Below are 18,209 nucleotides of genomic sequence, written 5' to 3'. Positions count from 1 at the left end.
GCGTTCACCCGGGTGAACGTCAATTTCTCGCGAAATTGCGCCCCACCCGGGTGACGCCACCACGTCGTTGAGGCTCTCCAGGTGCTGCACGTCCACGGGCCGTCAACCCGTTCGATGCGAGCGTGACCACCGCGGTCGAGGAGGCGAACGAACGCGATCCGGCGACACCGCCGATGGTGGGGCGGCCGATGGCGATCCTCAGCCGCACCTGATCCGCCAGCGACGAGCCGGCAGCGACGAGCCGGCAGCGACGAGCCGACAGACGCCGATCACAGGATCGACGCATTCGTGGAACAACGATTTAGGCTGGGCCGATGGGCGAAGGTTACCTGTTGGAGAACCAACAGCCGGAGGCCGGTGAGCGATTCACCGCGCTGGCGCGGTTGCTAGACCCGGTCACCTGCCGGCTCTTCGAGCGGCTGGGTGTCGCCGAGGGCTGGCGGTGCTGGGAGATCGGCGCGGGTGGCGCCACGATCCCGAACTGGCTGGCCCGCAGGGCCGGACCACGTGGCAGGGTGATCGCCACCGACATCGACACCGGCTGGCTGGTCTCGGCCGAGCCGGGCGTCGAGGTCCTCCAGCACGATGTCGGAGCCGAACCGCCCCCGGCCGGCGAGTTCGACCTGGTGCACGCCCGCCTCGTGCTCACCCACGTGCCGGCTCGTGAGGCGGCGCTGCGCGCCATGGCCGGTGCGCTTCGCCCCGGCGGCTGGCTGCTGCTGGAGGAGGCCGATCCGGGGCTGCAGCCCCTGATCTGCCCCGACGAGCACGGCCCCGAGCAGCGGTTGGCGAATCGGTTGCGGGAGGGGTTCCGCTCGCTGATGGCGAGCCGGCACGCCGACCTCGGTTACGGACGCACCCTTCCCCGGCTGCTCCGTGCCGAAGGACTGGCCGAGGTGGGTGCCGAAGGCTTCTTCCCGATCACCGACCCGGCCTGCGTGGTGCTGGAGCGGGCCACCGTGGAGCAGGTGGCCGACCGGCTGATCGCGGCCGGCCTGGCCACCCGGAGGGAGATCGACGAGCACCTGGACAACCTGGCGGCCGGCCGACTGCCCGATCTGGCGACCGCGCCGATGATCTCCGCCTGGGGCCGGCGCGGCTAGAGCCGGTCGGTTGGACCAAGTGATCCAGCAGACCGGCTTTAGCCCTTCGGTAAGCGTGTCTGGGGTAGTTCCGCTTGATCACGTCGACGCCCCGGGAGAGGTTCCCAACGCTGGGGTCACCTCGCGTCGCGCCGTCTTACGATCCTGAGCGTTGAAAGCGGCACGGCCGCACCCGCCCGCAGTCCCTGGAGAAACCCGTGAACGCCGGCACTCCTGCCACGAACAGCTACTACGAGCGGATCGACGAACGCCGCTACAAGCCCACCTGCCATGCCAGCGGCGCGTGGAACCCGGACGAGCAGCACTTCAGCCCGCTGGGCGGACTCATCGTCCACGCGATCGACCAGCATCTGGCCGCGCGTGCGGGCGACGGCCTGGTCCTCGGCCGCATCAGCTTCGACATCCTCGGGCGCCTCGCGCTCGACGAGAGCGAGATCCGGGTGGAGACCATCCGGCCAGGCCGCACCATCGAACTGATCGAAGCCACCGTGCTCGTCGCCGACCGCCCGGTCGTCAAGGCCCGCGCATGGCGCCTCGCAGTCCTGGATACCGAAGCCGTCGCGGGCGGTGGTGCTGACCCGCTCACCCCGCCCGACGAAGAAGTCGCCCCCTGGCCGATGGACTTGGTGTGGCCCGGCGGGTACATCGCCTCCTTGAACGCCCGCCCGCTCGCGCCGCCGCAGCCCGGCCGCACGACGGCCTGGATCTCCACCGAGATGGACCTCGTCGCCGGTGAGTCCAGCAGCCCGCTGGCGTCGTACATTGCGCTCGTCGACACCGCCAACGGAATCGCCTCGCGCCAGTCACCCACCGACTGGATGTGGCCCAACGTCGACCTGACGATCCACCTCCACCGGCAGCCCGAAGGCAGCTGGACCGGCCTGGACACCACCGTCGTCTTCGGCAGCACCGGCCAAGGCATCACCAGCACCGTCCTGCACGACATCAAGGGCCCGGTCGGACACGCCCAGCAGATCCTCACCGTCCGACCGCTCCAAAACCCGTGAGCGTTTTTGGGTGCCATAGCACAATGCCGCTTAGCCTATTTTGATCATGCTGCTGTGTGGGTGAGTTGGATGCTGGGCGGGCTGTCGTGGCGGGTTCCGGTGTCGGTGGGTTTTTTGACTCGGTAGGCGTTGTGGCGGCCGCGTTTGATCACGCGGGGGTAGCTGCGGTGGCGGCGGCGGGGATTGAGGTTGCGGGCGGCGGTGATGTCGGAGGTGATAGCGGCCAGAGATCGTTTCTGGTGTTCAGGGGGAAAAAGCCGCCGGATCGGCGATCCGGCGGCGGACGATGCGGACGGTGCGGGTGAATTTGACCCGGTCGGGGTCGATGTCGGCTTCGGTGGCCGCCCGGCAGATCAGCGCGCTGATCGCGTAGTGGGTGAGCAGGTAGCCGTAGAGCTCCTGGCGGACCATGTCGGGGCTTTTCGACCGCAGCACTCTTCCCGGTCCGCGCAGGACGGTTTTGATCTGTCCGTTGGCGGTTTCGTGTTCCCAGCGGTGGTGGTAGCTCTCGGCCAACGCCGCCGCCGGCGCTGCGGTGGGGTCGGTGATAGTGGTGATCAGCCGGATCAGTTCGCCCTTGCCGTTGCCGTCGCGGTCGGGCACCGTGTATTCCACGACCCGCACAATCCTGGCCTGATCAGGAGGGAGATCCTCGCCGCGGGCGGCGGCGTCGATGAGCGCTTGCCGTGCCCTGCCCCGGATTTTCGCCTCGATCAGCACCGAGCGGTAGGAGCCGTCATACAGCGATCCCAGCACCGGCAGCCTCGTGTTGGACTTGACGCGCCACAATAGCTCCGCACCCGTGTCAGCCGCGGTGCACCAGTCCTGCCAGGTGTAGAAGTTGCGGTCGGCGATCAGCAACCAGCCAGGCTGCAGGCGCCGGTACAACCGTCTCGCCAGGGTCTGTTCCCCGCTGCCCTTGCCGGTGACCCCACCGATTTCAGCGTCCACCATCGCATGCGAGCCGCACTCGCTGACCGACACCACACGGACCTTCGGAAACGCCGACCGGCTCTCCCCCGAGCCGCCGTATCCGAACTCCGCGCCGTTGGCCTTGGTGTCCGGTGCATCCCACTCGAACCCGTCGATGGCCATCAACCGCCACGGCCCGAGAAACGCACCCCGGGTCAGCTCCCCGGCCACCGGGACCGCGACCCGGGCGAACAACTCCGCAAGCGGCTCGGCCCCCAACCGCTGACGAGCCTGGGTGATCCCACCCGAAGTAGGCAGACTCCACTGCTGATCCCAGCAGCCCCACGCCGCCAGCGTATCGGTCAGCCGGGCCGCGACTTCCTCATAATCCTCCGTGGCGAACAACGCCATCGCCATCACGAAATACACCATGACGTGCGGCGGAAGCTTCCCATCCGAGCGCTTGGCCTGCCGCCCCGCCGCGACGATCACTTCATCGACCACATCCCGAGGAACCGACGAGGCCAGCACCCCCAGCGAAACCAGATCCGTCAACCGGGCCCCAGCCACCACGCCATCATCCACCACACCCGAGATCATCCCCGCCACCAACAACAAGATCAACTCAAGCTAAGCGGCATTGTGCCATAGCACCTAAAAACACTCACGGGTCGCCGACCCGGTCGCAATGGCCGGACAATGTGGTGACCTCGGCAAGGGGGTGGCCACGTGTATCTGGATCCCGAGCTGGCAGCAGCCCTGCCTGCGCTGCCCGACCTGCACATCCAGGACCTCGCTGGGGCCCGCGCCCGGATGCGGCAAATGGCTGCGGGCGTGGCGCAGCCCGACGAGGTCGTCATGACCGACCGCGCGGTGCCCGGTGTGGATGGTGGCTCCGTGCAGGTCAGGGTCTGCAAGCCGCCCGATGCCGCCGGCCCGCTTCCCGCTCTGCTCTTGTTGCACGGCGGTGGATTCGTGATGGGCGGGCTGGACGCGGTCACCGCGCAAGCCGCGGATCTGTGCACTCGGGTGCCTGCGGTCGTCGTGGCTGTCGACTACCGGCTGGCCCCGGAACATCCGTATCCGGCTGCCCTGCAGGACTGCGAGTCAGCGCTGCGCTGGATCGCCGCTGGAAGTGGAGCGCTCGGGGTCGACGCTGAGCGGATCGGCGTGTACGGGATGAGCGCCGGCGGCGGTCTCGCCGCCGCGCTGACCCTGCTCGTCCGCGACCGCGGCGGACCACCTCTGTGCTTCCAACTGCTCGATGCCCCCGAGGTCGACGACCGACTGGACACCACCTCGATGCGGACGTTCGACGACACTCCATTGTGGAATCGAGCCGACGCGGTGCTGAGCTGGCGGTACTACCTGGAGGGCTGCGACGGGGCCGTTCCTCCTTACGCCGCACCGGCTCGCGCCAGCGATTTCTCCGGACTTCCCCCGGCGTACGTGTCGGTTTACGAGAACGACCCGCTGCGCGATGAGGGGTTGGCCTACGCGTCCGGCCTGCTCGGCGGTGGCGTATCGGTCGAGTTGCACCTGTTCCCCGGCACATTTCACCGGTCGGCCGTGGTTGCGAGCGCAGCCGTATCCCGACGCCAGGCCGCCGAAACCCTCGACGCGCTCCGGCGGGGTCTGAACACCGGTCAGAACACCGTTGGGCAGTGCTCCAACTGAACTGAGGGCCTGCCTACTCCCACGCCGGGTTTGCGAGGGCGGCGGACTCCGGGGACTTGAGGAGGGCGTGGAACTCCGCTGCGGGCAGCGGGCGGGAGAACAGGAATCCTTGGCAGGCGTCGATGCCGAGGCTCTTCAGCAGCGCGTGCTGGGTGGTGTTCTCGACGCCTTCGGCGATGCAGGTGCGGTCCATCGCCCGGGCCAGTTCCACCACAGCACGCGCGATCCCGAGATCGGCCGGGTCCGATCCCATGCCGGAGACGAACCGCCGGTCGAGCTTGACGATCTGGGTCGGCAGGTCCTTGAGCCGAGCCAGCGAGGAATAGCCGGTGCCGAAGTCGTCCATGGCGAACCGGACTCCCGTCCGAGCGAGCTCCCGCATCGCCCTGCGCGGTTTCGCGGGCAGGTCCACGAACAGCGTTTCGACCATTTCCAGGACGACGCGGTCGGGGGCGATACCGCTGGCGGTGATCGCAGTTGAGACCTCGTCGCTGAAGTTCGGGGCGTCGGGACGGATTCCGGAGACGTTGACCGTGACGCCGATCGGCTGCTGCCAGGTGACCGCCTCCCGCAGCGCGGTGTGCAGCACCCAGCTGTCCAGGTCGTGCATAAGACCGCCGTTCTCGGCGACCGACAAGATCGTGTCCGGTGTGAGGAGCCCGCGGTCCGGATGCGGCCACCGCACGAGCGCTTCGGCCAAGATGATGGTTCCGTCCCTAGCGACGATCGGCTGGTAGTGCAGTTGCAGGCGATCATGGCGCAGCGCGGCGCGGAGATCTTCTTCCAAGGTCAGCTGCGCGGTGGGAGTGCCCTGGCCCGTCCGCGCGCGTCCGCGGCCCCTCTTGGTGTTGAACATCGCCGCGTCGGCGTCGCGAATCATGTTCTGCGTCGTGGTGTGCTCCTCGGGCATTGTCGCGCCGATGGAGGCGGTGACGCTGACCAGCCGGCCCTGCAGCGGGACGACCGCGTGGAGCAGGTCGGCCGCCGTGTTGGTGAGCGCGTCGAGCCCGCCGCAGGCTTGCACGTTCGAGCAGATGATCAGGAACTCGTCCCCGTAGAGCCGCGCGGGCGTGCAGCACGCCGGGAGCTCGTTGCGCAGGCGGCGGGCGAGCGCTACCAGCAGTTCGTCGCCTGCATCGTGGCCTAGCGAATCGTTGACGCGCTTGAAGTTGTCGATGTCGCAGAACAGCACGGCTATCTGGTCGCTGCTGCGGTCGAGCATGGGGACGAGCAGTTCGTCGACGCCCTGCCGGTTGAGCAGCCCGGTCGTCGGGTCGTGCGTGGCCTGATGGTGCAGGACCTCGGCGCGGCGGATCTGCTCCGTGACGTCCTGGAACACGGCCAACCAGAACCGGTCCCCGTCGTCCTGCACCGAGGCCGCGCACCGCACGTGGCAGAACACCGGCTCACCATCTGCGCGGGTGAGAACTCGGGGCGACATCCTCTCGCCGCCCGCCCTCGCTGGGTGCGGGACCAACCCGAACCCGGCGTCGTCGGGGTGCATCAACTCGGACGCGGCTTTGCCATGCAACCGGTAGCCCAGCAGATCGCACAGGGCCGCGTTGGCGTCGAGGACCTGGTCGGACTCGTCGAGCAGTGCAATGCCCACCGGTGCGAGCTGGAACAGGTCGGTGAACCGCCGAGCCGACCGCTCGCGCTGCGTGCGTCCCTCGGACTCGTCGCGGGTCACCTTGATAAAGCCGGTCAAGCTGCCGTCCGGGGCCCGTTGCGCCGTGATCACGACGTGCGCCCAGAAGCGTGTGCCGTTCTTGCGCACGCGCCAGCCCCGGTCGATGAAGAAACCGTGCGCGGCAGCCTGGCTCAGCTCCCAGGACGGGAATCCCGCCTCGACCTGCTCGCGCGGGTAGAACCTCGAGAAGTGGCGCCCGATGATTTCCTCGCTGGAGAACCCCTTGATCCGCTGAGCACCCGCGTTCCAGCTGGTCACCAGGCCGTCGCGGTCGATGGCGAAGATGGCGCAATCCCTGAGGTCCGCGGCGACCTCGCCGATCAACCGCTCGGTGTCGATCTGCGCTTCCGACTGCCGGAAGCCGTTGCTCGGCTCCCACCGACCACCCAAGCCACACGCAGCCTCTTCCTCATGCGTGTTCACCGAATCTCCATTCGTTCTGTGGAGGACCAACGTCACCCGGTCGACTAATCCGGCGAACGGGGCGACTCTGTTTGCAGCTCTTGGGCATTATCAGCTCGCTTCGAGGGAAGGCGTCTTACGTTTCCAACCGTCTGATTGACGGTTGGCAATCGACGCTACCGGCCGTTCAGTTGACGCTGCAAGGCGGTGGCCGGCGCCCCGCAACACGGCATTGCACGCGTGCGAAGACGGCGTCTTCGAGCCCGTCCGCACCGACCGCAATGCTGGACCTCATCGACAACTCGCATTTCGCCGAGTCTCTCAGCGAGGTCCTCCCCGGTGCCGCCTCCGTGGAGAATGCGGCACACCGCTGCAGAGATCTGAATGTTTGGTGCCGTTCCGCCTGGAACCGCCCTGCTGCTCTACTTTGGACTCCCGGCCGGGCGATCCGCTCGCGCTCGAAGTGCGGATCGGGGAATTCGCGAGATCGATGCAATTACTCCGGGCGGATCGCAGACGTGGGGTATTCATTCGCGCACTGGTGCCCCGCGGATACACCGGCGACGCGACCGAAACGATCATCGCGCAGCTCGAGCGCTTCGCCCCCGGCTTCCGGGAGCGGATCGTCGGCACTGCCGCCCAAGCCGCGGCCCGATGCTTCGGTGGCCGGGTCAGATCGGCACGCTGGCGCGCCGGGTCCTGCTCGCCGACGCGCCGCGTTTAGCGGGTCTGGTGCTGCTACCAGGAACGGGGGCGGCGGGCCGCCGCCTTCTCCTTGATGCGTACCGCTTCCTTGCGGACGTCGGCCTGAGTGGCACGTTCCTGCTGGAGCCACTCGGGGTCTTCGGTCTTCAGCGCTTCGATCTGCTCGGTGGTGAGCGGGTCGGTGATGCCGCCACGTGCGAGACCGCCGATGGAGATGCGCAGCTTCGCCGCGACGACCTGCCGCGGGTGCGGGCCGTTGCGGCGCAGTTCCCGCAGCCACTCCGGCGGGTCGGCCTGCAGGGCGTTCAACTCGTCGCGCGAGACGACACCCTCCTGGAACTCCGCGGGGGTGGCTTCGAGGTACACGTTCAGCTTCCTCGCCGCGGTCTTGGGCTTCATCGTCTGGGAGGTCTTCTGCGACGTCATGCCCTCAAGGGTATCGACCGCGCGTGCGCTGCCTGCGGTCACGCCCGGTAATCTGGCCTCGTGACAGCCTTGGACGGATCTCCGTCGTTCACGCTCGCGTACATCCCGGGGGTGACACCCGGCAAGTGGGCGCGGATCTGGGACGAACGATCGCCAGAGGTTCCGCTGAACCTCGTCCAGGTGTCCGCCGCCGAAGCCGCCGGCGTGGTGCGCGACCGCGACGCTGACGCGGTCCTCCTCCGGTTCCCGGCAGACCGGACGGGGCTGCACGCGATCCCCCTCTACACCGAGACGACGGTGGTCGTGGTCCCGAAGGACCACGTCGTGGCTGCGGCCGAAGAGGTGTCGCCCGACGACCTGGCCGACGACATCGTGCTGCATCCGCTCGACGACACCCTCGACTGGGAACAGCCGCCCGGGCGGCCGGCGATCGAGCGCCCGGCAACGACCACGGCTGCCATCGAACTGGTGGCGGCCGGCGTGGGGCTGCTCGTCGTCCCGCAGTCGCTCGCCCGCCTGCACCACCGCAAGGACCTCACCTACCGGCCGCTCGCTGACGTCCCGCAGTCGAGCGTCGCGCTGGCGTGGCTGGACGACGAGACCACCGATTTGATGGAGCAGTTCATCGGAATCGTCCGCGGGCGAACGGTCAACAGCACGCGCGGACGCCCGCCGGCCCCGCCGAAGCCCAAGCGACCCGCTGGCGACGCGAAGAACCCTGCCACCCGCAAGCCGACCGGCGGGAACCGGCGTTCCGGCACTCTTAAGGACGGCAAGGGCGGCAAGGGCGGCAAGCGCGGGAAACCCCGCCGCCGCTCGTAGGCAGGCGCTACGGATCGTCAGTCCGCCGTCCATGGCCAGCACCGCTCCCGGGATGAACGACGCCGCCGCCCTCGGCGGCTGCGCGACCTTAGCGAGCGGTACCGGTGACGCCGCCGGCCGTGAGTCTTATGGCAACCAAGAAGACTCACGGCCGGCGAACGGCACAGCAGGCGGCGTCGGGTTACACGCGGTCGGCGGCGATGAGCATGTACTGGAAGCTGCCGTTCTCGTACGCCTCGATGAACGCCTCCTCGATCCCCGTCACCAGGGGTGATTGGGCGCGCAGCCGCCAGTAGGGCAGGGTCGCCTCGGTCAGGTCCACCACGGCGGTGGGCACCAGCCGGTTCGCGGCCATCGCGCGGAAGTAGCCGGAGCGGGGGTGGATGTCGCAGATGTAGTGCGCGTTGATCGTGGAGACCGCGCGCGACGGCAGGCCGTAGACGTCGTTGTAGCAGCCGGTGATCGTCACGTACCGCCCGCCGCGCGCCAGCAGCCGGGAGTGCTCGGCGAAGAGGTCGTTCAGGTCGGTGTACATCGTGGACTCGTTGTTCCAGATCGCCTGCATGCTGCCGGTTTCAAACCCGGTGTCGAGCATGTTCAGCTGGTGGAACGCGACCTTGTCGGCGACTTCGCGTTGCCGCGCTTGGGCATTTGCGAAGTCGACCTGTTTGCGCGAGATCGAGATGCCGTCCACCGCGCAGCCGAACCGTTCGTGGGCCAGGAAGCTGGAGCCGCCGCGTCCGCACCCGGCGTCCATGATCCGCTGCCCCGGGGAGACCTTCCCCAGGTGGTCCAGCAGGAATTCGGCTTGCTGGCCTTCCAGGCGGTGCAGTTCCCGGGTGAGGCGTTCGCGGATGGTTCCGGGGTCGCCTTCGGTGACCGACCAGTCGGGCTCGCCGATGCCGTAGTGGTGGTGGAAGTAGCCGCTGACCTCGCCGAGTTCGAGGTTGACCGGGTTGGCCTCCTGGTTCCAGTAGTTCGCGATGCTGCCTTGGTAAACGCTGGCGGCGGGGGTGGTCCGGTAGGTCGTCTCGGTCATCGTCGGTGCTTCCCTTCGTCAGGTGTGCCGTGCGGTGGTGAAATGCCAGTGGCGGCTTCCCGCGAGCCATGACCACAGTCCGGTCAGGTAGCGGGCGACCGCCGGGTCCGGGAGCGCGGCCGCGGCGCGCTCGGTGTCCTCCTCGAATGCCCGGATCAGCTCGTTGTGGATGTCGCAGGACTTGATGAACGCCTCGTCGAGCGGGATGTGCTCTTCCGCGGCGATCACGGCCGGCAGGTTGAATGGCAGGCCGTGATCGCGGATCTCCCGCTCGCAGCCGGCCAGGTCGTTGTAGAGGGTGGCGATCAGCGATGCCCGCGCGATGCAGTCCTGCACCAGGGGGTGGGTGAACAGCTCCGCCGGGATTTCGTAGCCGTCGAGGACGTCGGTGAGGTCGAGGCAGGGGCGGAATGAGTTCATCTGCCGGTTGGCGAGGTACTGCCAGACGGGCGGCAGCCGGTTGATCGTGCGCCACCCGTTCTCGGCGTTGTAACCCAGGTAGAGCTGGGCGATGTCGTGGCGGACGCGTTGGGCCTGCGCCGGGCTGCTGATCTGCTTGAGGTCGTCGAACGCCTCGTGCTGGGCGCGCAGCACCGGGTGGTTGTCGCGGCGCTTTTCCCACACCGCCTGGTAGGTGGGGGTCAGGCGCGGCGCGTCGATCGCGGACTGCGTCAGCGAGAGGTTCGGCCCGATCGACTGGTCGTTGGCATCGCGGCGGCTGTTGGTTTCGCAGAAGTAGTCGTCCACTGCCGTTTCGGCCACGATCATCTTCGCCGCGGCCGTCATGCGCTCGACGTCCTCGCTTCCCGGGTGGCACAACGTGATGCCGCGTCCCGGATCGTGTTTGTGGACGCCGGCGATGTTCTCCTCGCTGCCCAGGCCGACCTCGATGAGCCACGCGACGGAGCGGTGGTTGATCTCCGCCGCGATCTCCGGGCGTTCGGGTGGTGGCGGCGGACAGTGCAGGACGGCCGTCTTCCGCTGCCGTCCCGGTGCAACGCACGCGCTCGTTCCCTGGACGCCCCCGGTGTGCGGTTGCTGGAAGGGGACGGGGGTTTCGTGCTCGACGAGCTCGATCATCAGGACTCCCGGCCGATTTCCACGTGCTCCAGCAGCCCGACCGCATCCGGGACCAGGGCAGCGACGCTGTAGTAAGCGGTCACCAGGTAGCGCAGGATCGCCTGGTCGCTGATGCCCATGAAGCGGACGTTCAAACCGGGCTGCGTTTCATCCGGCAGCGCGGCCGGCCGCAGGCCCACGACGCCCTGCCGGTCTTCACCGCGCCGCATGGCGATGATCGCTGTGGTGTTGTGGTCGCTGATGCCGATCTTGCCCAGCGGGAAGACCGGGACGCCGCGCCAGGACAGGGCCTTCGACCCGTCTTCGAGCGTGGTCGCATCCACCGCCAGGCCGCGCCGGTTGCACTCCCGCAGGAACCCCGTGATCGCCTTCGGGTGCGCGAAGAACGCGTCCGTCGACCGGCGCATCGACAGCAGGTCGTCCATGTCGTCGGGTGTCGGCGGGCCGGTGCGGGTGGAGATGCGCTGGTCGTAGGCGGTGTTGTGCAGCAGCCCGAAATCCGGGTTGTGCAGCAGCTCGCGCTCCTGGGTCTCGCGGATCTCCTCCACCGTGAGCCGGAGCTGTTCCTCGACCTGGTTCATCGGGTCGTTGTAGAGGTCGGCGACTCGGGTGTGGATCCGCAGGATCGTCTGGGTCAGCGACAGCTCGTATTCGCGCGGCGAGAGCTCGTAGTCGACGAAGGTCCCCGGGACCAGTGCTTCGCCTTCGTGGCCCGCGGAGAGCGCGATTTCGGCTTCGCCCCTGCGGTTCTGCGGCAGCGCGCGGCGCCGGGCGAAGCCCTCCAAGTGCGTGCGCAGGCCCTCCTCGCCGTCGAGGAGTCCGAGCAGGGAGTCCCAGTTCAGGACCATGATCGTGCCCGCGGTGGAGCACCGCAGCGTCGCCGACCAAGTGGGTTCTTCGACGCCGACGGCTTCGTCACCGACCTGGTCTCCGTCGGTGATCACGCCGAGGCGGTCGACGGTGCCGTACTCGCCGGTCGCGAGGCGCTCGACTCGGCCGTGCGCGACGACGAACACTTCCCGGACCGGCTGGCCTTCTTCCGCCAGCACCTCTCCCGGCGTGACCTGGCGGACCGTGAACAAGCCCGCGAGGCGTTCCAGGACGCCGGTGTCGCGGTAGCCCCGCAGCGCGGAGAGCTCCGTGAGCGTGTGCGGGATGATGCGGACGTCGGCGCCTTCCTGGAGGAAGGACACGCGACCTCGGCCGACCTTGATCTGCAAGCGCCGGTTCACCCGGTACGTGCCGCTGGAGACGGTGATCCACGGGAGCCGTTTGAGCAGGTTCCGGGAGCTGATGGACTGCATTTGCGGCGGCGTCTTCGTCGTGGTCGCGAGCAGCCGCGCAGCTTGGGTTTGCAGGGACAAGAACGGTTCGGCATCGGGTGACGACACGTCACGAACCTCCGGATTGGGTGCATGTCGAGGCGCCTGCCGGTTGCGGGCGCGCTCGACGACGAATTCTTGCTATCTTTTCGCGAATTCTGGATCTGTTGCTGTGCAAGAGAAATCGGATCGGCTGGCGTGGCTTCGTACTGCGTGGTCGTGAAGTGGTTCCTCACCTGATGCTGTGGGATGTGAACTGGATCCGGTGCACGAGTCTATGAGGCTGTTTGCCCGCGTCAATACGGCTAAAAGGGTGGTCGGCACGTGGTCGGTGATGGTTCACGGAAACGAATTGGACGGCTTGTTCCCTGCGTTCTTTTCGGGAATCCTGAAATTAATTTCGTGCAGGGGATTTCCGGTCGGTCGGCGGGATCTGCCGTTGCGTGATCAGATGTGTTGCAGATCATCTTGCTCGAGTTGGATGGTGTGCCGGGCGGAGTTCCGCACTGCGATCGCGGACTTCGACACCGGCCCGCGCTCCGGCGGGTTGTGAGCGATTCGTCGGCCGTCGTCGTGCCACCAAGAAGCTGGAGCGATCCGGGCACCGGGAGCCAGTCGGTTTCATACCGGAGCGCATCGGGTACGAACTGGGCCGTCCAAGGGGCACACCGGCGGGCCGCCTGGCTGCCGCTGGTCGAAGCAGCCACGGAGGTAGCAATGCGTCACACCAACCTCACCGCGGAGTCCGCCGAGTACCTCCAAGCCCGCGAAGACCTGCGCCAGGCCGAGATCGAGCTGATGCGCCACCGCGAACGGGTCGCCGAGCTGCGGCGCGGACTACCGCTCGGTCCCGTCGTCGATGACTACACGTTCGAGGAAGGACCCGCGGACCTCGACGCCGGTGACACCCCGACCCGGAAGGTGCGGCTGAGCGAACTGTTCACCGCACCCGGTCGGGACCTCGTCATCTACCACCTCATGTACGGGAAGCAGCAGACCCGGCCGTGCCCGATGTGCACGATGTGGATCGACGGGCTCAACGGAGTCGCCCAGCACCTAGCGCAGAACGTCGACTTCGCCGTCGTCGCCGCGGCCGACCTGCCCGCGCTGCGGCAACACGCCAGGAACCGGGGGTGGACGAACGTGCGACTGCTCAGCGCGGGTTCGGGCGCGTTCAAGTACGACCTCGCCAGCGAGGACGCCGAAGGCAACCAGGATTCGACGGTGTCGGTCTTCGCGCGTGACGACAGCGGCGCGGTGCGCCACGTCCACACGACGCACCCGCGGATGTCCGAAGACATCGACCAGCGAGGCATCGACCTGCTCAGCCCGGTCTGGCACGTCCTCGACCTCACTCCGAAGGGCCGGGGCGAATGGTTCGCATCGCTCGACTACCTGCCGTAAGTGTCGCGGCCGTGCGGGAGCTCGCCGCGCAGCGACGAACCCGCGCGTTGCCGTTGACGGGAAATCAGCGCACCGGCGGAGGCCAAGTGGTCATCGCCTTGGGGCACACGGTTCCGCCGCGGTCACGCGGTCGGGGCGCCGGCGACGCGGTGCTGGCCGCCGTCGCGCCGCTGCCACTCCTTGTCGGTCTATTGATTGCTCCGTAGTGGACGATTCCGGTACCGCGAGGTGCCCCTCCGGGTATCTCGGGCTCAGAAGGGCTTGGTGGGCAGGTACTTGCCGTCCAGCACGATGACGGCGCGCTCGCCGCCCTCGGGGTCGGCGACCTTCTGCACGTCCAGCTTGAAGTTGATCGCGCTGATGATCCCGTCGCCGAACTTCTCGTGGACCAGGGCCTTGAGGGTGGTGCCGTAGACCTGGATCATCTCGTAGAACCGGTAGATGGTCGGGTCGGTCGGGACGTCGCCGGGGATGGAGCCGCGGGTCGGGATGGTCTGCAGCAGCACGATCGCGTCCTCGTCGAGGCCCAGGAGCGCCGCGACGGTCTCGGCGGCGGCCGCGGGCAGGGCGTGCCGACCCAGCACGGCGGCGGTCACGAAGGAAACCGACAGGCCGGTGGCGTTGGCGATTTGCTGCCACGTCAGGTCCTTGCGGATCTTGGCATCGACCGCCGCGTTCGCGAGCTGCTGGCGGGCGGTGGGATCGAACTGGGCGTGCACCACGGCGGTCGTTCCTTTTGGTCGGTCGCTCCTGCCGGGAGCGGGAACGGCGGGCACGGGTTGTGCCGCGCCGGGGTCTTCGGGATCAGGCGACTGCTCGGGCAACGGCCTGGCCGGTGGGTCTGACGTCTTCGGATTCCTTCCCGTGAGGTGCATGGCCTGTCCTCGTTCCCGGGTGCCGTTGGGGACCGACCGCGCCAACCATGCATGAACAGGAACTATAGTGTCCAAGACTTGGTGCTCATGGTCACCATTGTCGAGGCCTATAATCGGGCCCATGGGTCCTGAGCTGCGCCATCTCCGCTACCTCCTGGCAGTCGCCGAGCACGCGAACTTCACCCGCGCCGCCGAGGACCTGCACATCTCGCAACCGACCCTGTCGCAGCAGATCAAGCAGCTGGAGAAGGTGCTCGGCGTTCAGTTGCTGGATCGCACCGGCCGCTCCGTGCGCCTCACCGACGCAGGCGAGACCTACGCCCACTTCGCCCGGCAAGCGCTGCGCGAACTCGCGGCCGGCCGGCGCGCGGTGCTCGATGTCCAGGACCTCACCCGCGGCCACCTGCGCCTGGCGATGACGCCGACCTTCACCGCGTACCTGATCGGGGCACTGATCGCCAAGTTCCACGTCGCCCACCCGGGGGTCCGCCTGAACGTCCGGGAGATGACGCAGGACCGGATCGAAGCCGCGCTGCTGGCCGACGAGCTAGACCTCGGCATCGCGTTCCGCGGCACCCACCTGCCGGGAATCGAGAGCGCCGCGCTGTTCACCGAGACCTTCAGCCTCGTGGTCGGCTCCCGCCACCCGGACGCCGGCCGGGATCAGCCGTTGCCGGTCGCCGAGGTGGCGCAGCATCGGTTGGCCCTTCTCAGCACCGACTTCGCCACGCGAGTCCACGTCGACGCCTACTTCGCGACGCACCGGGTGCAGACCCGGATCATGGTCGAAACGAACACGATCGCGGCACTGACCGAAGTCGTCCAGTGGAGCGCCCTGGCCACGGTTCTCCCGGACGCCATCACGCGCGACCACCCGGGCCTGCACCCGATCCCGCTGACCCCGCATCTGCCCGCGCGCACCGTGAACATCCTGCGCCGCAAGAACGCCTACCTCAGCGCGGCCGCCGAAGCGTTCATCGAACGGGCCCAACGCTGGGAAGAACACCCGTGAGTGTTTGTGGGTGCCATAGCACCCAAAAGCGCTCACGGCGGTCATCTGCCGTTCGCTGATGCGCTCCTCGACGCGGGCACCGCACCCAGCCGCCCCGGGTCGGGCGAATTGTGGCGGTGGGTGGTCGACCACCCACCGCCACAATTCCCCAGGTCGGCGTTCTGGTCCTCAACGGGGGTGGGAGATCGCGGTGAGGACGAGTCCGTCGCGGAGCATCCAGCGGCCGTGGAACTCGGCGCGCGGCCCGAACGCCTCCGCCGTCACGAGCAAACGGGCCCGGAACGCGCCCGTGTCCGGGTCGATGTCGATCGAGGCGTCCTCGAACCCCAGCCATTGCCGCGTCACCGGGAACCAGGTCTTGTAGACGGACTCCTTGGCACTGAAGAGGATTCTGTCCCAGCAGACCTCCTCCCAGGTGGCTGCGAGGTCCTTGAGCCGGACGAGTTCTTCCGGTCGGGCTATGGCGTCCAAGACCCCGTCGGGCAGTGGTCCGGCGGGTTCGGCATCGATGCCGAGGGCCAGGAAGTCGGACTGGTGGGCCACCACGGCCGCCCGGTAACCGTCGCAGTGGGTCATGCTGCCGACGACGCCGTCGGGCCAGATTGGTGCCCCGCGCTCGCCGGTCAACAGCGGTGCCGGCGGAAACCCCAGCGAACCCAGCGCCTTCCGCGCGCACCCGCGCGTGGTGGTGAACTCGTTGCGGCGCTTGGGCACGGCTCTGGCTACCAGCGCGAGCTCCTCGGGGAACAGCGGGGAAGCGCCGTCGTCGGAGAAGGCCTCCTCGGTCACCACCCCGGGCGCCAGAATCTCCTCGATCACCGCACAACCCCCGCGGTCTCGGGGGACAGGACCTGCCGCAGCAGGCCATGCGGGTGGCCGTGCCGGCGCCATTCCCTGGGATAGCCGATGGAGACCTCGTGGAACGGAACTCCGTCGTGGTGTGTTATCCGGGGGATGTGCAGGTGCCCGTACACCACGCAACGGGCGCGGAACCGCAAGTGCCAGTCGGCGGTGCGCTCGGTGCCGCACCACTGGGCGAACTCCGGGTGGTAGAGCACGTCCGTCGGCGTCCGGACCAGCGGGTAGTGGTTGACCAGCACGGTCGGCAGATCGTCGTCGAGCGCGGTGAGCCGGGCCTCGGTCTCGGTGATGCGGGCGTGGCACCATGCTTCCCGGCTGGGGTGCGGGTCGGGGTGCAGCAGGAACTCGTCGCTGCACACCACGCCTGCGTTGTAAGCCACGCGCAGGGCCTCGTCCTTGTTCCGCGTGCCAGACGGCCGGAACGTGTAGTCGTAGAGCAGGAAGAGCGGCACGACCCGTACCGGCCCGCCGATGCCGTGCCAGATCGGGTACGGGTCCTCCGGGGTCAGCACGCCCAGCTTCCGGCAGCTCTCCACCAGCAGGCGGTAGCGCTCCTCGCCACGGGCCTTGACCCGGTCTTTTTCGTGGGTCCACAGCTCGTGGTTGCCGGGGACCCACACGACCTGGGCGAACCGCTGGCTGAGCAGGTCGAGGGTGCCTTCGATCTCCGCGACGTGTTCGGCCACGTCGCCCGCCACGATCAGCCAGTCGGAGTCCGTCGTCGGCCGGAGGCGGTCCACGACGGACTTGTTCTCGGCGTACCCGACGTGCAGGTCGCTCACCGCGAGCAGCCGGCCGGTGGTTTCGTCAGACATCCGTGCTGCCAACTCCATTCGTGATCCTTCGGTTGTGCGGGAAACTACGCATAGGATAGGCAAATGACAGCTTGAGATCTGGGCTCCAGGTGTCTTCTCGTAGAGAGATGACTGTAGTTCTTCCGTTTGCGAATGTGAAGAACCGGGCGAGCTTGGTGCGTGCCTGCTCGTCTGGCGCTTGGGATCGGTCTTGCTGCGGATTTGATCTACCGGGTCCCCTGTGGAGGATTTCCGCAATTTCCATTGAAATCGAAGGTTCGATTTCAAATGGAAATTGCGGTCCCGGGCGAGTAGGCGAGTAGTCGGTGACCGGGCTGGTGCGCGGCGGCCCCGATGTCGTCGTTGAGCGTCCTCAATGGACGTTGTTGGGGGCGAGGTTGTGCGGGTCAGTATTGAATGAATTCAACCTGATGTGCGAGGCCCTTGGACTCTTTCTCCGCACGCCTCGGCGACGGACCGTGCACTTCAGGCCTTCCGTGAAGGAGGGAGACAGCGAACGACCCGTGCGCGACCAACCGAGGGTGTGATCGAAGTGTCCAAGTACCTGGTGCGGGCGACCTACACCGCCGAGGGTGTCAGGGGCTTGCAGAAGAAAGGCGGCACGGCCCGGGTGGAGGCGGTGCGAAACGCGGTCGCCAAGCTTGGTGGCGAGGTCGAGTCGTTCTACTTCGCCTTCGGCGACTACGACACCTACGTCGTCGTCGACCTGCCGGACAACGCCTCGGCGGCGTCGCTCGGCCTAGCGGTCAGCGGCTCCGGCGGCGCACGCACGGGAACGGTAGTCCTGCTGACGCCTGCCGAGGTGGACGAGGCGGTGTCGAAGGAGTTCGACTACCGAGCACCGGGCGACTGACGCCGGAGATCGGTGCACCGGGGCCGGCGGCTTCCGGCGGCCCGGATGCGGGACGGTGTGGGCGGGCGACCTCCGACCCGCTTCCGTGAACCGTTGACAAGCCTTGGAGCACGCGAGAGGTGACGGTCCCGGGGTGGGGGCGCTGCTTTCACCGCGGTGTTCGTGGTTCGGGTGCCGGAACTCGGATGGAGCGGTCAGACACGG

16 protein-coding genes are annotated in these 18,209 nt (G+C 67.9%); 7 read left to right on the top strand and 9 right to left on the bottom strand.

What is annotated here, in order from left to right:
* The first annotated feature begins 314 nt into the window (after window positions 1–314).
* Together FDZ84_RS36850 and FDZ84_RS36845 are read left to right on the top strand one after the other, a co-directional pair.
* Window positions 315–1,103 (top strand): class I SAM-dependent methyltransferase, encoded by a 789-nt coding sequence (locus FDZ84_RS36850; RefSeq protein ID WP_168589601.1) that lies wholly within the window; start codon window positions 315–317, stop codon window positions 1,101–1,103.
* A 197-nt stretch (window positions 1,104–1,300) separates the two neighbouring features.
* Window positions 1,301–2,110: a thioesterase family protein gene (locus FDZ84_RS36845; RefSeq protein WP_168589600.1), complete on the top strand. Its 810-nt coding sequence runs from the start codon at window positions 1,301–1,303 to the stop codon at window positions 2,108–2,110.
* Window positions 2,111–2,353: 243 nt separating this feature from the next.
* Here the strand turns inward: FDZ84_RS36845 and FDZ84_RS36840 are convergent, their stop codons facing one another.
* Window positions 2,354–3,622 carry an IS4 family transposase gene (locus FDZ84_RS36840; protein WP_168585803.1) on the bottom strand — a complete coding sequence of 423 codons (1,269 nt, stop codon included), beginning with the start codon at window positions 3,620–3,622 and terminating at the stop codon, window positions 2,354–2,356.
* A gap of 129 nt (window positions 3,623–3,751) precedes the next feature.
* Between FDZ84_RS36840 and FDZ84_RS36835 the strand changes: the two genes are divergently transcribed.
* Window positions 3,752–4,699: an alpha/beta hydrolase gene (locus FDZ84_RS36835; RefSeq protein WP_168589599.1), complete on the top strand. Its 948-nt coding sequence runs from the start codon at window positions 3,752–3,754 to the stop codon at window positions 4,697–4,699.
* Between the two features lie 13 nt (window positions 4,700–4,712).
* On the opposite strand, the gene FDZ84_RS36830 is transcribed toward FDZ84_RS36835, so the two are convergent.
* Together FDZ84_RS36830 and FDZ84_RS36825 are read right to left on the bottom strand one after the other, a co-directional pair.
* Window positions 4,713–6,812 (bottom strand): bifunctional diguanylate cyclase/phosphodiesterase, encoded by a 2,100-nt coding sequence (locus tag FDZ84_RS36830; protein WP_246868684.1) that lies wholly within the window; start codon window positions 6,810–6,812, stop codon window positions 4,713–4,715.
* A 717-nt stretch (window positions 6,813–7,529) separates the two neighbouring features.
* The gene (locus FDZ84_RS36825) at window positions 7,530–7,922 is read right to left on the bottom strand and encodes a DUF5997 family protein (RefSeq protein ID WP_168590629.1); all 393 of its coding nucleotides are present in this window, start codon (window positions 7,920–7,922) and stop codon (window positions 7,530–7,532) included.
* A 60-nt stretch (window positions 7,923–7,982) separates the two neighbouring features.
* Between FDZ84_RS36825 and FDZ84_RS36820 the strand changes: the two genes are divergently transcribed.
* Window positions 7,983–8,744, top strand: a complete 762-nt coding sequence (locus tag FDZ84_RS36820; protein ID WP_168589598.1) for a LysR family transcriptional regulator substrate-binding protein — start codon at window positions 7,983–7,985, stop codon at window positions 8,742–8,744.
* A gap of 181 nt (window positions 8,745–8,925) precedes the next feature.
* Here FDZ84_RS36820 and FDZ84_RS36815 read toward each other — a convergent pair whose 3' ends face one another.
* The 3 genes from FDZ84_RS36815 to FDZ84_RS36805 are packed head-to-tail and all read right to left on the bottom strand — an operon-like array spanning window position 8,926 to window position 12,254.
* Window positions 8,926–9,783, bottom strand: a complete 858-nt coding sequence (locus tag FDZ84_RS36815; RefSeq protein ID WP_168589597.1) for a geranyl diphosphate 2-C-methyltransferase — start codon at window positions 9,781–9,783, stop codon at window positions 8,926–8,928.
* Window positions 9,784–9,801: 18 nt separating this feature from the next.
* Window positions 9,802–10,863 (bottom strand): family 2 encapsulin nanocompartment cargo protein terpene cyclase, encoded by a 1,062-nt coding sequence (locus tag FDZ84_RS36810; protein WP_168589596.1) that lies wholly within the window; start codon window positions 10,861–10,863, stop codon window positions 9,802–9,804.
* Entirely contained in the window at window positions 10,863–12,254 is a 1,392-nt protein-coding gene (locus tag FDZ84_RS36805; protein WP_256413629.1) for a family 2B encapsulin nanocompartment shell protein, read from the bottom strand. The genes FDZ84_RS36810 and FDZ84_RS36805 overlap by 1 nt, the downstream gene beginning before the upstream one ends.
* Window positions 12,255–12,902: 648 nt before the next feature.
* On the opposite strand from FDZ84_RS36805, the gene FDZ84_RS36800 reads away from it, so the two are divergent.
* Window positions 12,903–13,589 carry a DUF899 family protein gene (locus tag FDZ84_RS36800; RefSeq protein ID WP_168589595.1) on the top strand — a complete coding sequence of 229 codons (687 nt, stop codon included), beginning with the start codon at window positions 12,903–12,905 and terminating at the stop codon, window positions 13,587–13,589.
* Window positions 13,590–13,840: 251 nt separating this feature from the next.
* Here FDZ84_RS36800 and cynS read toward each other — a convergent pair whose 3' ends face one another.
* Entirely contained in the window at window positions 13,841–14,308 is a 468-nt protein-coding gene (cynS, locus tag FDZ84_RS36795; protein ID WP_210435357.1) for a cyanase, read from the bottom strand.
* Window positions 14,309–14,585: 277 nt separating this feature from the next.
* Between cynS and cynR the strand changes: the two genes are divergently transcribed.
* A complete protein-coding gene (gene cynR, locus FDZ84_RS36790; protein WP_168589593.1) occupies window positions 14,586–15,476 on the top strand; it encodes a transcriptional regulator CynR in 891 nt (296 codons plus the stop codon).
* Window positions 15,477–15,644: 168 nt separating this feature from the next.
* On the opposite strand, the gene FDZ84_RS36785 is transcribed toward cynR, so the two are convergent.
* Window positions 15,645–16,295, bottom strand: a complete 651-nt coding sequence (locus tag FDZ84_RS36785; RefSeq protein WP_168589592.1) for a 4'-phosphopantetheinyl transferase — start codon at window positions 16,293–16,295, stop codon at window positions 15,645–15,647.
* On the bottom strand, window positions 16,292–17,152 hold the full coding sequence (locus FDZ84_RS36780) for a metallophosphoesterase (protein ID WP_168589591.1): 861 nt from the start codon (window positions 17,150–17,152) through the stop codon (window positions 16,292–16,294). The genes FDZ84_RS36785 and FDZ84_RS36780 overlap by 4 nt, the downstream gene beginning before the upstream one ends.
* A 532-nt stretch (window positions 17,153–17,684) precedes the next feature.
* On the opposite strand from FDZ84_RS36780, the gene FDZ84_RS36775 reads away from it, so the two are divergent.
* A complete protein-coding gene (locus tag FDZ84_RS36775; protein ID WP_168589590.1) occupies window positions 17,685–18,005 on the top strand; it encodes a GYD domain-containing protein in 321 nt (106 codons plus the stop codon).
* Window positions 18,006–18,209 lie beyond the last annotated feature (204 nt).

It is taken from the genome of Saccharopolyspora sp. ASAGF58 (genome assembly GCF_012277335.1).
Classification (GTDB): Bacteria; Actinomycetota; Actinomycetes; order Mycobacteriales; family Pseudonocardiaceae; genus Saccharopolyspora; species Saccharopolyspora hattusasensis.
The sequence above is the reverse complement of the archived record's forward strand: the minus strand, read 5'-3'. Positions and strand labels throughout refer to the sequence as shown.

What these genes read in the sequence shown, in the direction of transcription:
- FDZ84_RS36800 (WP_168589595.1), top strand. Translation starts at nt 12,903, where the DNA reads ATGCGTCACACCAACCTCACCGCGGAGTCCGCCGAGTACCTCCAAGCC.
- FDZ84_RS36850 (WP_168589601.1), top strand. Translation starts at nt 315, where the DNA reads ATGGGCGAAGGTTACCTGTTGGAGAACCAACAGCCGGAGGCCGGTGAG.
- FDZ84_RS36815 (WP_168589597.1), bottom strand. Translation starts at nt 9,783, where the DNA reads ATGACCGAGACGACCTACCGGACCACCCCCGCCGCCAGCGTTTACCAA.
- FDZ84_RS36780 (WP_168589591.1), bottom strand. Translation starts at nt 17,152, where the DNA reads ATGTCTGACGAAACCACCGGCCGGCTGCTCGCGGTGAGCGACCTGCAC.
- FDZ84_RS36840 (WP_168585803.1), bottom strand. Translation starts at nt 3,622, where the DNA reads ATGATCTCGGGTGTGGTGGATGATGGCGTGGTGGCTGGGGCCCGGTTG.
- FDZ84_RS36825 (WP_168590629.1), bottom strand. Translation starts at nt 7,922, where the DNA reads ATGACGTCGCAGAAGACCTCCCAGACGATGAAGCCCAAGACCGCGGCG.
- cynR (WP_168589593.1), top strand. Translation starts at nt 14,586, where the DNA reads ATGGGTCCTGAGCTGCGCCATCTCCGCTACCTCCTGGCAGTCGCCGAG.
- FDZ84_RS36810 (WP_168589596.1), bottom strand. Translation starts at nt 10,863, where the DNA reads ATGATCGAGCTCGTCGAGCACGAAACCCCCGTCCCCTTCCAGCAACCG.